Origin of the sequence: Desulfosporosinus metallidurans (assembly GCF_001936615.1) — a bacterium.
Classification (GTDB): domain Bacteria; phylum Bacillota; class Desulfitobacteriia; order Desulfitobacteriales; family Desulfitobacteriaceae; genus Desulfosporosinus; species Desulfosporosinus metallidurans.
The window spans coordinates 20,878-34,912 of the sequence record NZ_MLBF01000019.1; the positions used below are offsets into that span (position 1 = coordinate 20,878).

Consider the following 14,035-nt stretch of genomic DNA (forward strand, 5'->3'; position numbering starts at 1 on the left):
GTTCATTCCTCCTTAAAATGATATAGAGGTAAATCCAGTAGCTTCCTCGATTTGCTCTTTGGTGAAGCTCTCTGGAGTAAGAAATTCTTGCGTATATTTTTCAATTTGTTCCTCAGTTAATGAAATAAACTCACCTTCATCGTTATAACCCGCAATAAAAAAGTTGCCGACGAGGATGTCTTTGCCCAAGGAGCGGTTGCCCTCCATTTCTAACAGTTTGCCTTCCTCATTGCAGACAAGGGAAACATAGGACGCTAAATCTACCGCCTGAATGTTCCCGCCAACCGCTTTCTGCATGGAGGCAAGATCATTGCCGATCTCCGCAACATAAGGAGTCTCATGCGGCTCAACCATTAAGACTTTTATTTTTTGATGTTCTGATTGTGGTTCACTATTAGTTTCAGCCAATGTTGCTTCCAGCTTCTGCGTTACCCATTTTTCATAGTCCTGCACGGAGCAATAGCCTGCAAGCATGTATGAAAAGTCCGATAGCCTTTGAGGTTTTACACCGCTGACCTCAATTTGCAGGCCATATTCACCAGTAAATATCCGGTGCACATCAGCCTCCAGAATGTCAGCCCATTCCTTCTTTCCGGCATCGGTCAGGGTATCACTTTTAAACTCGCATAGGGCAGCCAGATCTATATCCTCATCGCTGTGAATGAGATGGATGTCCTCCCAGGGCATCGACATTAAATCTTTCAGCTTAAGGCCGCGAGCTACTGTTTGTTTCTCTGCTGATTGTTCCTGCTCCATAACTGCTGCTAAAAACAAAGAGGCATTCGGTAGGAATGCAGCATAACGGGCATAGTCATAGCCCTCTCCCTGGACAAGGATACCGTCATCTCTTTCTTCTCCCACCACTAAAATGCAGTGGCAGGTGGCATCCTCACCAAAATATTGCAGGTCTTTGTTATCCCTTATAAAGTCATAGTCAGCCAACATATTTTCAGAAAATTTATCGTATTCGTGAGACGTAAGTGCAACAACTTTTTCAATAACGCAGTTCTTAGGCTCAAAGTCATCCAACTTTCTATTAAAGACCGCTTTGGTTGTTAACATAGTTTCACCCCTTCTTTTATGGTAGATAGCTTCTTGGATTCTGTGGTGTGCCGTCAACAATAACTTCAAAATGCAAGTGGTTTCCGGTCGATTTGCCTGTGGAACCCACTTGTGCAATAACCTCACCCTGCCTTACCGCCTGCCCCTCGGTCACAAGGATTTTAGAGCAGTGACCATATAAGGTAACGATGCCCCCACCGTGATCGATTGCCAAGTGGTATCCATAGCCTGTGGTTTTATAGCGGACAAACAGGACAGTGCCTCCATTGGCGGCATGGATATCGGTGCCTTTCGGCGCGCCCAGGTCAATTCCTGAGTGAAAATTTTCAGCCGTGGGATGAATAGGATCACTCCGGTATCCGAATTCGGAGGTCACCATGCTACGCCAGCTGCTGCCGAGGGGACTGATAAAGTCGCCGCCAATAAAGGGAACCTCAGCAGGGTTTGCAGTGATGGTGTTGACCCAATTCTGGAGTCCATCCCCTTCTGTGGGAATGTCGCCATAGAGGATGCGGTTGTAAATCTCCGAGGCATTGGCCTTGTCCTCACTGGTGATTGTCCTGCCGAGTGTGCTTTCCAGGTTTGAGTAAATCTCCGGCAAGGAGGTTAGCGGGATGGCCACCTTAGAGCTGGTACCCGTTGCTTCATTGGACCGGATTTCGTACCGCACGAAACAATCTGCAAACGCACGGTAGTCATCGCTGTCCCTAGAGGGGCTGTCCGCGCCGAAAAACAGAGCATAAAAAATCGCCTTGACTCTTGTGCTGTCAAGACTTCCGCTTTCAAGCTCCGTACTTATATTCCCTATGGCAGTGTCAAGCTCCGAGAAGCTGTCCCGCATATTTCGGATGTAGTCGGCGTAGTCCGCAGGCATCTGCGAGGAGATAGCACCTCCGTGAAAGGTCAGATCAATGGCAGCATTGTTATGACTTGCTGTGGCGGAGAGCAAGCTCAAAATCACAACCACCATTAGAATAACGGGAGTCAGCAGAGCGGCGATGATGGCTCCGATCACCTTCCACGTCCGTTTGTCAGTCGTAGCTGGGATGACAGCCCTGGCAATCAGGGCAAGGGTTGCGGGATCAGCCAAGGTTCATCCCTCCCAATTGTTCCGGGACTTCTGCCTGTGCATGGCCTTGCTTGATATTGTGGGACTCACGCCACAGTTCCAGCTCGTTTTTTTCCTTTGCATACTCGATGGAGGGGTAGTACATAGGGGTATTGGCAAACATGGTTATGCCTCCTTTCCGTTAATTTTTAGCTGCGGCGGTTACCGTCCTCCCGCCGTGCCGAACAATTTTTCCTTATATTCCGGTGCAGAAACCATGAGGTTGTACCTCTCGTTGCCGCATTTATAGAGGCAGACACCCCGCTGCGGATAACGGATGAGGTTATATTCACTCTGTTCAAGCTGTAGGGTATCCATATAAAACTTGGCATCAATGTTTCCGGCGTTGAACAGGAAGGCGTGAGTCGGGATGCTGAACAGGGGCTTCGTGTATTCTCTGATCCCATCCAGGTTGAAGTCTTCCAGGTTCTGCGAGGCAAGGATGACTGCGCTGTCCTTCTTACGAACACGCTTCATAAAGTTGCGGATGTACTCGATGGCTGTTAGGTTGGAAAGAAATAGGTAAAGCTCATCAATGCTGGCTACCGTGCTGCCTGTTGTCAGCAGCTGGTTGGACATGAAGGAAAGTACATTGAAAAGCAGAGCGTTTTTAATGTTCTTGCTGGCCTGCAGCAATCCTTTTACGCCAAAGGTGATGAAGTGGCTGTCGGTGATATTCGTGTGTCCGTCGAAGAATTTGCTCTCCGCACCTACACAAAGCGAGTGGAGTCCAAGGCAGATTTCCTGCAGGGTTTCTGCAGTGTAGAGTTGCCTGTGGCTGCTGTCATAGCTTTGATACTCCCCTTCTACCAGCTTGTACAGGTCGGACAAAATAGGATAATCCTTGGGTGTCAGTCGGTCAAAATTGGTATGGTCGGTGATGTTCCACTTGTCATAGAGCTTGGTCAGCATGATTTCAATGGTGTCAATCTGCCTGTCATTAAAGTCCTTGTAGCTCCTGAAGAAATCCTTCAGGAAGGAGATGTGCTGCGACAACTTGGAGGCACAGCGGAAGGCTTGGGGTGCTTCCTTGTCCTCCGGCGATCCGTTTTCATCCCATGTCTTAGGCTCCAGGACATTGATAATGTACTGGCCGGACATCAAGTCGATAAAGCAGCCGCCCAGATTGAGGGTTAAATCTTCATACTCATGCTCAGGGTCAAGGGCAATGACCTTCATACCGCTTTGCCTCATATTGCAAAGGATGAGCTTCATAAGGTAGCTTTTGCCTTGACCGGAGTTTCCCAGGATCAAAATGTTGGCATTGGTTTTGTCGTCGGTCCTCTTGTTGAAATCGACAATGATATTGCTTCCAAACTTATCCCGTCCAAGGTAGAAACCATTGGCATCGGTTTTTCCTGAGTAATTGAAAGGATACAGATTGGCCACACTGGAAGCGGGGAGTACCCTCTCGAACTGGTCGCCAAATATGTTGTAGCCGCTTGGCATCACAGCAATAAACCCTTGCTGCTGACGGAGCATAAGCCGATCTACATTGAGCTTGGAACGGATCAACTCGGTCAAAACTTCGGTTTGAAGCTCCTTTAAGTGGTCAAGATCGGAGGCTGACAACTCAATATATACCGCCGAGTGTAGGAGCGGCTCCCGGTTCCGATGCATGGCGGTAACGATATTTGCAACGTCCTGCAGGTTGCTTTCGGCAGTGACGGTCTGCTGAAGGTCATTGGTGTTGCTCTGCTTCAGCCTGTTCTTGTTGGCCGCATTACTGATAATCTTCTTTTCCTCGATAGAGGTCACGTGACGGGTATAAATTTTTAAGGTGATGCCATCCTTTTCTCCAAGGTGACGCAGAATGGCCTGCTCATCGGTTGCGGTAGGGTATTCTCGTAACGCCCAAACGCAGCGGTAGGTGTTGCCGCAAATGAAGTGGTCGGTGTTAAACTTGATCACTGATGGTGCGATCATATCAAGGAATTCCTGGATGCGGACATCATCCTGCACAGGCGTTGGCGTGCCAAGTTTTCTTTTTACCATAGACTTTCACTTCCTTTCTTCTTGAATTTGAATATAAAAGAAGCTGCTTGCTCTATTGATACAATAAAGCAAGCGGCTTCTTTTATCGGATGATATATAAAAAGGGAGCATTAGCCTAAACTAATACTCCCTTGCCTCTTTATGGCAGTCATCTTTATTCTAAGTATTGATGATGATCAGAATTTATTCCATGAAAGTTTGAGTCATGTTATTGACAGCCGTGTGCGTTTTTATAAGTTCAGCTATCGTTTCTTCAACCAGTTTATCATTACCTACGCAATGTCTGATTCTATCTTTATTAGTCTGCGTAAGCGGCATGCCTTCCATTGACATTGAGCCATTAACCTCATCAATGAGCTTTTCCAAATCTCTCATATGAACACCACCTACCTATATATTATACTATATTTTCACTAATAATTACTGTCTATCAGCTTCTTTGTTTGGGATGTGGCTACCATCTGGCGGCCTGACAGCCGCAGTTTTGTCGGTTTTCGGCATCATATCCTCTCCTTAAAATGAGTGAAAAAATGAACAGGGCAAAATAGATAAATAGCGGCCTCGCCCTTCGTCAATAAAGAACAAGGCTGCAGACGTAAAAAAGGACAAAAATAAAGTACCCAACGATTTTACGCTTGGAGTTCATAATGAATGCGTTAGGTTAGTTGTTGTCCTGGAGCATTTTCCTGCTGTTCTTTTTGTTCATCGTCATTCTGGGTAATTTCCTCGGCAAGCTGAAACCTTTGAAGTACGAATGCCATTATACGGTCAGCATCAGCAATGGCTGTTTTCATATCGTTGTTTGAAATTTGCATCTCGAAAGGATATATCGGTTCGCCATATCGCGCAAGTCTCTCCCAAGGCTCCATCACCCCCTCAAAAGCCTTGTCGAATTTCAGGCACATGCTGCATAACCTTTCTAAGTCTTGAGTCTGAGACGGTTCTACATTTTGATATAGGAGATATCCCTTTAGCGCTTCTTCGGCGGCCTGTTCGCTGTGATAACAGACAATTTCCAAGGGAACCGGACGCATACCTAAGAGATACTTTGCGCAACTGATATCTTTGTTTGCAAAATCAAGCCATCCTTTGACTCTGTTGATTCTCTCTATATGACATCATCCTTTCTCAGTCACTTGTTTTTTCACCGGGTCCTATAGTTTGCTTCATCTCCCTTCTTTTGGCCGATTATATCGCAAAACCATTGCGCACTGGACGGTTAGTCACCTAAAATCACCCACCTTTGTCCGTCAAAGTCCTCGAACCTTTCGGTGGTCACGTTCTGCTCGAAGTACACCGCCAGGATTCGTTTGATATCCTCGCTTCCGGATCGCTTCACAGAGAAGCCCTGCTCCCGCAAGGTTTTTTCGATGCGGTTTAAGTACGGAAATATTTCTTTTTGTTTTTCATCCTTAAGCCGTATGATGATAAGAAACTCACGGGCGGTTGCCATCTGCACCTGTATTCTATCGAGGAAGCCCAGGTCAGCCTCCAGCAGCTTGCGGACGGTGGAGCTGCCCTCCTGTTCGATGCGTTCCCGGAGAAATCGTTTGTTGTCCTCGAAATTTTCACGGGAATTCAGGCAACACATTTCGATCTCCGCCATGCCTTTCAGCACAGTCATGAGGGCATAGATTCTTGCTGAGATGCTGGCTTCCGACAGCACCGAGATATTGCTCGGCTTGATAATAAAATACACAAGTTCTCCGTGCCCATAGGTCTGCAGACTGTAATCGGTAATGTCTTTTGTGCCGATGAGCTGCCGTGTAGAAAGCTTTTGCTTAGCTGTCTTCTTTTCTTTTCTGCTCATTTTTCCGTGTACCTCCATTCATACATTTGCTGCTTAGTGATAAAAAAACCGCAGGCATTCTTGATAAAATCGAGGATAGAGGTGTCCTCAAATCGGATAGTCAGGAAACCGTAAAGAGCCGTCGCCACTATCGGCAACAGAAGGCCGAGCTGTGCCAGCGCAAAAACAGAGATAAGACACCCAATACCGATGATGCCGATATCCCGAAGCTGCCACAGCCACAGCACCGCTTTGGATTTTAAATTATCAGGGTAGATATACATGGCTCAGCCCTCCTTACAGCTTCATGCCCATGCCGGAAGATGGCTCTTCATCCAGCTCTAGCTCCATTTTCTTAGGGAAGTAGGAGACATTTACCGTTCTAATGTTATTCATCAGCACGTTTGCTTTCTCAGCAGCTTCCTCCCAAGTGTCAAAGGTCATGGGTTTCCCGTCTGATTTCAGCCAAGCCTCCGCAGCTCCACAGATGGAAGCAGCGTTGCGTTTTGCCCAAATACCCCATTGCTTCATATTCATCACTCCTTGGTTTTCAATAAATTTGATGTACCTTATTTTGATGCTGAGCCTTTGGGCATCCGCAATCTCTCGTTCCATTCCCTCAGATATCCGGTCACCGAAGACCCACAGCTCATCGCAGAAGGCAAGGAAGCGCAAGCCCATTTCAATTCTTTTTTTCTTTCTTCCGAATTACTGTCTTGCAAAAATAAAGGAAACAAGAGGTGGGGAGCAATTGGAGCCACACCGCCGCTTGCAACATAGCGGCAATACTCTATCGCCATCCTGGTGTTGTGCTCGATATTCCCAGCGTAGGGCGAGGCGATATATACGAGTTTCATCATTTCGCCACTGCCTGTACTACCGTTCTGGTAATGTTCACGGCAGACTGGGCAGCATAGATGGTGCTCATGAGGTTGGCCTTGGTGGAAGTATCCAACCCAAACTGTCCGGCGATCCTTGGTATCTCAGATGCTGCCAGCATCAGGCCGAGACCGAGGAGCATATTCTGATTCCACACCAAGAGTCCGGCAATGAGGATGGTTGCCTGCAAAAATGCGGTGAGGCACAAGCCTACCACCTGTTTGCTCCAGGATACAAAGCCGTCGATGTATCCACGGGGTACCGAGAACATATACAGGCTCCCTACTGCAATCTGGATCAGCAGGATGCCGCCACGCTTCAGGTTGGCAAAAAAAACTTTAATCACAGCATAGCCCATGAGGATAACGCAAAAAATGCCGAGGATTGGATTCAGTCCAAGCCCCCCTAAGTTGGTAAGGGCACCAATAGCCATGGTGCTGATGCCTCCGCTGGCTCCCATCAGGTTTGAGATTCCCGAAGTAAAGCTACCCTGCAGCGTAACAGATAACTTGTATAGCTCCACCGGCACAATGGTGAACAGGTTCACAGCCATAAAACCCTTGATGGCGTTCAAGGCTGTATCTTTTATGCTTGCCCTTCCCGACTGTGCTTCGATGGCACATTCAAACAGCGCTACCACCAGCCCGGTTCCATACAAAGCCCAGGCCAGATAACTAAAGAGTGTTACGATGGCCTGCACCCAGGTCATGCCGAACAGGTCGGCTCCCATATTGCCCATCATGGAAAAGAAGTCACCGAGGAAGCCGATCAGCTGCTGATATATCCAGTCCATAATCTGCCCAAGGACAAGATTTGCAGCAAAATCCCATATAAACATTGAGCGTTTCACTCCTTTCATTAAAAATAGAAAGCCGCATTGTTTAACGACGTGCTTTTCGGAAGTTCGCATTATTTTTCAAAAAAAACACGCTTAATCACTTTAGATTAGCGTGTTCTTCTACACTCTTAACACATTGATATACCTGGATTTTCTTGCTCTCTTCGTTGCAACGCACAAAGAGCAGTGGCATTTTTATTAACGAATCCCTTCAAATACTGGATAATCCTCTTCAAACTGCTGGATCGCCTCTGAAATATCATCCTCAATAAAGAAGCGCCAAATGACTTCTCATTTGACGCAAAGGTTTGAGTTTGAATTGTAGCTATTCCATTGTCATCCCCTGTTCCTGAGCTTCGTGCTGCTCCTCAGTCATAGCGTGAGTAATAAAATCCATGATGTGGTCCGCTGATTTTATTGCCTTATGCATATCCGCTTCTGTTACTTCGATTTCTTCCGGATAACGCACACGAACGCCGAAGGGAGTCAGCCTGCTACAATCCTCGGCAATTCCATCGAATCCCTTATCCTTTAAAGCACATAGGCGGCATAGCTCGCCTAAATCATGAATGCGCGGTGCTTCTTCATCGTGCATCAGCAAAAATGCTTTCAACATCTTTTCAGCAGACTGCTCGCAATGATAACAGATAATTTCCAACCGAAACGGATATAAGGATAACAGATGCTTTGCCGCAGTGAGATCATCGGCGGCAAATTCAAGCCATCGCCTGCACAGGCTGCTGATCTCCATATAAAATCACCCCGTTTCTAAATATCGTGCGCTCAATCGTGGGTAATGTTTTGCGCTGATCAAAATTGCTTTGGGTGCCCACAAGGATATCTACAGGCCGTTTCTTTACATGGTACAGGGCGTGCCCAATGGTTTGCATTGCCTCCAGCGGACGCATAGAGTCATCCGGGATGATTACATACAGGTCAAAATCGCTAGCCCGATGCGGTTGGCCGTAAGCGTAAGAACCAAACAGATAGATTGTATTGACCGACACCGTGTCTGCTATCGTTTTAGAAATCATATCCAGTTCGCTTCTTATTTGTAAATCCATAGAGCACCCTCCTTTTCCGGCACTTTTACAATCAACATAGAATAGATTTTCCAATTATAGTATATCCAAAAGCCAAACGATAAGCAATCCATCACCCATCCACGCTTTACATGCCAAGAATTGTCCAGATGTAAACCGGAGCCGTAAGGGTAAACACAAGGCAGGTGAAAAGGATGGCCGGAGCCGCCCACTCAAACTGCCCGTGCTTCCTATAGTCAAAATAAGCGGTACCCAATTTGGCGAAGAAAAACACGGCGAGAATGAGGTCTATTGCGGGGAATACGACCTTGTTAACCACGGTTTTGATTTGCGAGGATGCGTCATTCCACGTATTTTCAATTGCTCCGGCAACATCCCCTGTAGGTGCAGCATAAGCTACCACACAGAACATTATTACAAGTGCAAGGGCGAGGCAGAAGACCACCAGGATCTTTTTACTTCTTTTCACTGCAAATTCCGCCTTTCATATTTATAATTTAGAAAATAAAAAAGACCGCCGAGTATTCATCAAGGCGATCTTCTTCATTTTTTGATATTTCTTTATGGTTTGACGGGCGCAATGTGCCAGTCATCCCATAAGCTTCCCTGTATCGTCACTGTGTCGGTAAGGTTCGTAGAAAGCATCCCGGCAGGTGTCCAACAGTCGATTAAATACGTATAAGGTATATAGCTGCTGTTCGGGAACCACACAGGGGTAAAATGAACACGCCGGTCATAGGTCGAGTATTTGTTTTGCTTAAACTCAAATCTCGCACTGTACCCGCTGCTGGTTCTATCTAAAAGCCGCCAATAGTCCTTGTATTGAAACTCCGGAAAGTAGGTCACCGATGTCTGCGCGCCTGTCACAGCGGAGGATTGATTGGAGCTCACATTGGCAGTGACACTGATGTTGATGCCATAGCCGGACTTCATATTATTGCCTGATGCGGTGGGCACCTTATCGTCGGGCTTGATGTTTACAGAAGCGGTCAGGCTTGCAGAGTATGGGTTCCAGTCGAACTCCCACCAGCCGTGGTCCTCCCAGCTACCGTTGTCGACCCAAAAGCCTCCCCCATTTCCATCACTATACCACTTCCAATCCGACACCCAGACCCAATACGCCTGCCACCACGCAGACCATACGCCCCATGAGGCCGAGGTTTTCTGCGGGTTGTTTGGAATACTCGGCGTTGTGTAGGAGTCGTTCCGGTCATTGGCAGTGGGGTTGGGAGGATCGTTTTGGGACAGGTCAACAATCTTGGCGGTGATGATGCTTTTACTTGGGGAACCGCCTCCCGACACACTGACGGTGATGGTCATAGTCTGTGGGGTGGATGGTGTTGTCCAGCGCACCCACACCAGTTGGCTGTCGCTATTTGGATAGTAGACATTGTTTACCCTATAGTTTCTGCCGCCAATGTTGAAGGTTACTGATACCGGATGATCGGGGTCAGCCTGCCCTCCCCGGACGGTGACTGCAGTGATGACCTCAGTGTTAACTCTGTATTCGTAGTCATAGGCACTTATCTCCGGCGGCGGATCAGCTTCACTGAATCGCACGATGCCAAGACCGAGGGAGGATATGATATCCGTATTGGACACTGAGTCTGTTGTAGAACCAGACCATGCTGGGTATCCGAGATCCGGCGTTTCGAGGAACATCCCAAGCGGAAGGTTCTTGTGAGTCAGCGATGCCATCTTGCTTTGAAGACCGCCATTCAGCTGCTGATCGTATAAAGCGGCTTCAGTAGCGGTCATTGCCATTTCTATACCATTGAAGGTAAGGTATGCAATGGGTTCCAGGAGAATTTTGTAATCCCCATTGATCAGAGTATCATAGTTAAAGCCTGTAACAGATGATATATATCTTACGATTAATTCATCCGTAAAGTAGCTTTTAATAGCTTCGATGCTTGCATTGCCATCTCCTGAACTGATAATACGTGGGAGAGCTTTGGATGGATTCACATAGGTGTACCCATTCACTGTTACTGATAGGCTAACACCACGAGCATATTGAATCTTACTGACCTTATTAAAATTTACTAATGTATTAGCGGGCGTTTTATTGGTAAAGTCTATCGGTGTGGTAACAGGAGAGCCATCACTTGCCCTTACAACTGTGACCCGTACTCCCTCGTCACCTGTATTCCAATAGTTTTCGTTTGTACCGTTTCCCATGTCGCCGCTTCCATTGTCAATATTTCCATCTCCAATAGCATAAGCAGTTATTGGGAAAAGAGAGGTCAGCATTAAAGTTAGTACGAGCATAATGCTAACTATTCGCTTCATAGTACCTCCTTTGTAAACGCAAGAAACACAGCCTTTCTGCTGTGCTTCTTGGAATATACTATTTTATTAATGACTCAATCCATGGAGCCCACTTTTTTGCCAGTTAGTTCGTCGCCTTTGTTTCCTACAGTTGTACCTTTATTGGCACCACTATCATTTACCCATCCAAATCCGGGAACCCATACCTGCCCTTTTTCATTCTTTTCACCAGCCTTGGGTTCTGATGGCTTGCTTACGGTGGTATCCTCCGGCTTGTATTCGGGAGTCTTTACTGGATTGGTGACAACCCCCTGCGGTGTTGGCTTTTTGGGTGGTTCCGGTTTTACAGGCTCCGGTGTATTGGACTGTACGATTTCATTAGAATTCTGAGATGATGTACCACCCTGCGGCGTGCCTGACTCTGTTGGGTTCACTACGATCTCGTCTTTTTTCCCTGCTGTTTCATTGGGCTTGCTTGAATCGGGGTTCGGGGTAATCTCGTTTGCCACCGTATTAGATGAAGGTATTGCATTCTCCTTGACAGATTCTATTTGAAATCTGGAAGATATCGCAGCTATAAGAACCACACAAACGATGGCAAGGCATCCGGTTATAAACAGTCGTTTGGTTTTGCTGTTCATACTTTTCATGGGTTTTTAACCTCCTTTAAATCAGGTTGTCTCTTTTAATTCACACCCTACCAGAAGAGTTTACCAAAGTCCAGTGAAAGGATGTGAATATTCAAAATTTAGAGGTGTATCCGGCCTCTACCTTGAGGTTTATCCGCATGGGAGGCAATGACTTGCCTCCAAAGGACACCGGGACCTCCAAGGTAATGGCTGCATCTGCAAGGAATTTCTGCGCTCCATCGGGATTTGATGGTGCAAAGGGCGCATTGATGATGTTTACCGTGAGGTTGGAGAGCTTAAACTCCACCGTTTCTCCCGCATACTTAATATGAACCCCGCCGTTTCTTTGCAGTCCAAGTGTCCGGTCCAGGCGGTCATAAATGTCGCCATAGTCAAGGCGGTCCTCCCATGTAGAACCAGACAGTGCATAGCCTCCTGAATATCCCTCCCTGACTCCATTGTATACATCATCATAGTTGTCGTTGGCGGCTGCAATCACGGCAGACTGGACGGCATCCCGGACACCGGAAGCAATAATCATCAGCCGCATGTACTCCGAAATGCCGCACATGATGATGACAAGGGCAAGAGCGATGGCTACCACAAGAGGAAATGCCGACCCTTTACTTTTCCTTATTATACCATATAGTTTTATCATTTGTGATACACCTCGCTTTTTCCAGCAGCCTGTGCCGTCAAAGTGATGGGAAACGAGTCGAAGCCGCCAAAAAGTCCGATGTTGGTCTGCATAGACACTGTCACTGTGAATTCTTCATTGAGCTGTATCCAGCCTGTCTTTGACCATAAGATGGTGGGATTAAGTCCTGTTTTTTCCTGGAGCACCTGTGCTCGAGTGCTGGTTTCGCTGCCCACACGCCCTGCTATTTCAGCCTCTCTGCACAGCTCATTGGCGAAGGTATCCAGTTGATTTTTGGCAATGAAGACCGGAAAAACTTTAACGGCCAGGGCGAGTACCAGCATGGCACAAAGCACTAGCACAGCCACATCGATATATCCCTCACCGCGCTTATTGTGCAGCTTTTTCAGCATAATCGCATCCCCTTGTACTGTTCGGGTTCGCAGAAGGCTTCGTCCAACTCGTAGTCCTGCTCGGCACTTCTTTTGTCGGCAAGACTCGAGAGGACATACTCCATATCCTCATCAAAGACTTTTCCTTGTTCATTCAGCCACTGATCCCGCACAACCTCCAGCGGGTTTTTAAAGCGCAGCAGGTATTCCAGATGGTCGGTATTGCAGCCACCGTCTTTCAATTCCTGATAGACCTGCTTGGTGGCGGCGATTTTCTCGGCTTTATCTATCAGCTCGGAACTGGTCATACCTTGAAGGTCGTTTATATATGCCACGTAGTTGGCATCGATCTTTTCCTGAAACAGTTTCTTCGTATTGTCACTTTTGTCCATGATATCCTCCTTCACTTATATAGATTTACATGGATTGTGCCTGCCCTATATTGACTTCGGCTCAACAAGGAGGAAGTGTCAAAACACAGCGTCTGCATCTTTCCAGACATTTTGCAGTCCTCCTTTAAAACATCCCGCCGAGGGATTTGATGATCTCCAATGCGATGATCATAAGATAGGTCAGCAGAAAACACATCAGCATTAGAAAGGAAAAGATGCGGATTTTGGGCGGTATCTTCTGTGCCTGAGTTTTGAGGCGCTGCAGCTCAAGCAATTTAAAGTCATGGGCAATCATCTGAAAATAGACCGCTCCATCGTCGCCACGAAGCACACCGATAAGCCCTCGAACCACATCGGAGAGTTGCGGGGAATTGAGCCTTGCCTCAAACCTTGTCAGTGCTGCTTCGTAGCTGGAGGAACGCATATCCGCGCAGACAATGTCCAATTCACCAGCGAAAGTGCTACCTGCATTCTTCTTGAAATTCTCCATAATGGACAACACATCACGACTGTTTTTCAAGCCTTGCTCTACGGTAGCTACAAACCTCGGCAGCTCGCTTTCAATTAGATCCCTCTTGGCTCTCAGGCACTCATCGGCTCTTTGACTCTCTTGGAAATAGACTGCCACCGCAAGCAATACAAGCACCGGGGACAGCAGGGGTAAAAGCAAAAGACAGGGGATTATTCCGAGGAATATTGCTCCTGCCTTGACATATACGTAAGCCGTGTAGGTTTCGGGAGTCATTTGGATGCCTGCTGCTTTGAGGATGCTTTTCAGACGGCTTTTCTTGTATTCATCCATGCGGATCAGCCTGGAGACTTTAACCGCCGCATCCAAGAACAGCGCTTCCATCGTCCTGGACAACTTTTTGTCTTGCCGCCCTGTATTGATCATCGCTTTGGATGCTTTCACAGTTGGCAGCTTTAAGATATCCGCAAAAACAAAAAAGAGCCCCAGGGCAAGGAAGACTGCGAATAAAAATAGTAGGGATATCAATTT

General features: G+C 47.1%; 18 protein-coding genes and 1 pseudogene. All 19 read right to left on the reverse strand.

Annotated elements, in window-relative coordinates:
* Window positions 1–12 precede the first annotated feature (12 nt).
* The 19 genes and pseudogenes from DSOL_RS13000 to DSOL_RS13090 all read right to left on the reverse strand — a co-directional run bounded on the left by DSOL_RS13000 (window position 13) and on the right by DSOL_RS13090 (window position 14,032).
* A complete protein-coding gene (locus tag DSOL_RS13000; RefSeq protein WP_075365272.1) occupies window positions 13–1,062 on the reverse strand; it encodes a DUF3846 domain-containing protein in 1,050 nt (349 codons plus the stop codon).
* Between the two features lie 16 nt (window positions 1,063–1,078).
* Complete coding sequence (locus DSOL_RS13005; protein WP_075365273.1) at window positions 1,079–2,152, reverse strand: M23 family metallopeptidase; 1,074 nt, start codon at window positions 2,150–2,152, stop codon at window positions 1,079–1,081.
* The gene (locus DSOL_RS27965; RefSeq protein WP_170871506.1) at window positions 2,145–2,294 is read right to left on the reverse strand and encodes a hypothetical protein; all 150 of its coding nucleotides are present in this window, start codon (window positions 2,292–2,294) and stop codon (window positions 2,145–2,147) included. The genes DSOL_RS13005 and DSOL_RS27965 overlap by 8 nt, the downstream gene beginning before the upstream one ends.
* A 38-nt stretch (window positions 2,295–2,332) precedes the next feature.
* Entirely contained in the window at window positions 2,333–4,165 is a 1,833-nt protein-coding gene (locus tag DSOL_RS13010) for a VirB4 family type IV secretion system protein (protein ID WP_075365274.1), read from the reverse strand.
* A 183-nt stretch (window positions 4,166–4,348) separates the two neighbouring features.
* Entirely contained in the window at window positions 4,349–4,540 is a 192-nt protein-coding gene (locus DSOL_RS13015; protein WP_075365275.1) for a hypothetical protein, read from the reverse strand.
* A gap of 281 nt (window positions 4,541–4,821) precedes the next feature.
* Window positions 4,822–5,277, reverse strand: a complete 456-nt coding sequence (locus DSOL_RS13020) for a HEPN domain-containing protein (protein WP_075365276.1) — start codon at window positions 5,275–5,277, stop codon at window positions 4,822–4,824.
* Window positions 5,278–5,384: 107 nt separating this feature from the next.
* On the reverse strand, window positions 5,385–5,975 hold the full coding sequence (locus DSOL_RS13025) for a hypothetical protein (RefSeq protein WP_075365277.1): 591 nt from the start codon (window positions 5,973–5,975) through the stop codon (window positions 5,385–5,387).
* A complete protein-coding gene (locus DSOL_RS13030) occupies window positions 5,972–6,238 on the reverse strand; it encodes a hypothetical protein (protein WP_075365278.1) in 267 nt (88 codons plus the stop codon). Before DSOL_RS13030 ends, DSOL_RS13025 begins: the two co-directional genes overlap by 4 nt.
* 13 nt (window positions 6,239–6,251) lie before the next feature.
* A pseudogene (locus tag DSOL_RS28850) lies at window positions 6,252–6,814 on the reverse strand (DUF7768 domain-containing protein).
* Complete coding sequence (locus DSOL_RS13045) at window positions 6,811–7,671, reverse strand: conjugal transfer protein TrbL family protein (RefSeq protein ID WP_015043328.1); 861 nt, start codon at window positions 7,669–7,671, stop codon at window positions 6,811–6,813. The pseudogene DSOL_RS28850 and the gene DSOL_RS13045 overlap by 4 nt, the downstream one beginning before the upstream one ends.
* Before the next feature lie 325 nt (window positions 7,672–7,996).
* Window positions 7,997–8,422 (reverse strand): HEPN domain-containing protein, encoded by a 426-nt coding sequence (locus tag DSOL_RS13050; RefSeq protein ID WP_075365281.1) that lies wholly within the window; start codon window positions 8,420–8,422, stop codon window positions 7,997–7,999.
* Window positions 8,388–8,735 (reverse strand): nucleotidyltransferase domain-containing protein, encoded by a 348-nt coding sequence (locus DSOL_RS13055; RefSeq protein ID WP_075365282.1) that lies wholly within the window; start codon window positions 8,733–8,735, stop codon window positions 8,388–8,390. The genes DSOL_RS13050 and DSOL_RS13055 overlap by 35 nt, the downstream gene beginning before the upstream one ends.
* A gap of 106 nt (window positions 8,736–8,841) precedes the next feature.
* Window positions 8,842–9,183: a DUF3852 domain-containing protein gene (locus tag DSOL_RS13060; RefSeq protein ID WP_045574759.1), complete on the reverse strand. Its 342-nt coding sequence runs from the start codon at window positions 9,181–9,183 to the stop codon at window positions 8,842–8,844.
* A 92-nt stretch (window positions 9,184–9,275) separates the two neighbouring features.
* A complete protein-coding gene (locus DSOL_RS13065) occupies window positions 9,276–11,006 on the reverse strand; it encodes a DUF8193 domain-containing protein (RefSeq protein WP_075365283.1) in 1,731 nt (576 codons plus the stop codon).
* A 74-nt stretch (window positions 11,007–11,080) separates the two neighbouring features.
* Window positions 11,081–11,635 (reverse strand): DUF6550 family protein, encoded by a 555-nt coding sequence (locus DSOL_RS13070; protein ID WP_075365284.1) that lies wholly within the window; start codon window positions 11,633–11,635, stop codon window positions 11,081–11,083.
* 91 nt (window positions 11,636–11,726) lie between these two features.
* The gene (locus DSOL_RS13075) at window positions 11,727–12,272 is read right to left on the reverse strand and encodes a hypothetical protein (RefSeq protein ID WP_075365285.1); all 546 of its coding nucleotides are present in this window, start codon (window positions 12,270–12,272) and stop codon (window positions 11,727–11,729) included.
* Window positions 12,269–12,664 (reverse strand): DUF4320 family protein, encoded by a 396-nt coding sequence (locus DSOL_RS13080; protein WP_075365286.1) that lies wholly within the window; start codon window positions 12,662–12,664, stop codon window positions 12,269–12,271. The genes DSOL_RS13075 and DSOL_RS13080 overlap by 4 nt, the downstream gene beginning before the upstream one ends.
* Entirely contained in the window at window positions 12,658–13,035 is a 378-nt protein-coding gene (locus DSOL_RS13085; protein WP_015043336.1) for a DUF3848 domain-containing protein, read from the reverse strand. Before DSOL_RS13085 ends, DSOL_RS13080 begins: the two co-directional genes overlap by 7 nt.
* Before the next feature lie 124 nt (window positions 13,036–13,159).
* Entirely contained in the window at window positions 13,160–14,032 is an 873-nt protein-coding gene (locus DSOL_RS13090) for a secretion protein F (protein ID WP_075365287.1), read from the reverse strand.
* Window positions 14,033–14,035: the final 3 nt, after the last annotated feature.

Coding starts and splice junctions, on each gene's coding strand:
- DSOL_RS13000 (WP_075365272.1), bottom strand. CDS start 1,062: ATGTTAACAACCAAAGCGGTCTTTAATAGAAAGTTGGATGACTTTGAG.
- DSOL_RS27965 (WP_170871506.1), bottom strand. CDS start 2,294: ATGTTTGCCAATACCCCTATGTACTACCCCTCCATCGAGTATGCAAAG.
- DSOL_RS13010 (WP_075365274.1), bottom strand. CDS start 4,165: ATGGTAAAAAGAAAACTTGGCACGCCAACGCCTGTGCAGGATGATGTC.
- DSOL_RS13015 (WP_075365275.1), bottom strand. CDS start 4,540: ATGAGAGATTTGGAAAAGCTCATTGATGAGGTTAATGGCTCAATGTCA.
- DSOL_RS13025 (WP_075365277.1), bottom strand. CDS start 5,975: ATGAGCAGAAAAGAAAAGAAGACAGCTAAGCAAAAGCTTTCTACACGG.
- DSOL_RS13030 (WP_075365278.1), bottom strand. CDS start 6,238: ATGTATATCTACCCTGATAATTTAAAATCCAAAGCGGTGCTGTGGCTG.
- DSOL_RS13045 (WP_015043328.1), bottom strand. CDS start 7,671: ATGTTTATATGGGATTTTGCTGCAAATCTTGTCCTTGGGCAGATTATG.
- DSOL_RS13050 (WP_075365281.1), bottom strand. CDS start 8,422: ATGGAGATCAGCAGCCTGTGCAGGCGATGGCTTGAATTTGCCGCCGAT.
- DSOL_RS13055 (WP_075365282.1), bottom strand. CDS start 8,735: ATGGATTTACAAATAAGAAGCGAACTGGATATGATTTCTAAAACGATA.
- DSOL_RS13065 (WP_075365283.1), bottom strand. CDS start 11,006: ATGAAGCGAATAGTTAGCATTATGCTCGTACTAACTTTAATGCTGACC.
- DSOL_RS13070 (WP_075365284.1), bottom strand. CDS start 11,635: ATGAAAAGTATGAACAGCAAAACCAAACGACTGTTTATAACCGGATGC.
- DSOL_RS13075 (WP_075365285.1), bottom strand. CDS start 12,272: ATGATAAAACTATATGGTATAATAAGGAAAAGTAAAGGGTCGGCATTT.
- DSOL_RS13080 (WP_075365286.1), bottom strand. CDS start 12,664: ATGCTGAAAAAGCTGCACAATAAGCGCGGTGAGGGATATATCGATGTG.
- DSOL_RS13085 (WP_015043336.1), bottom strand. CDS start 13,035: ATGGACAAAAGTGACAATACGAAGAAACTGTTTCAGGAAAAGATCGAT.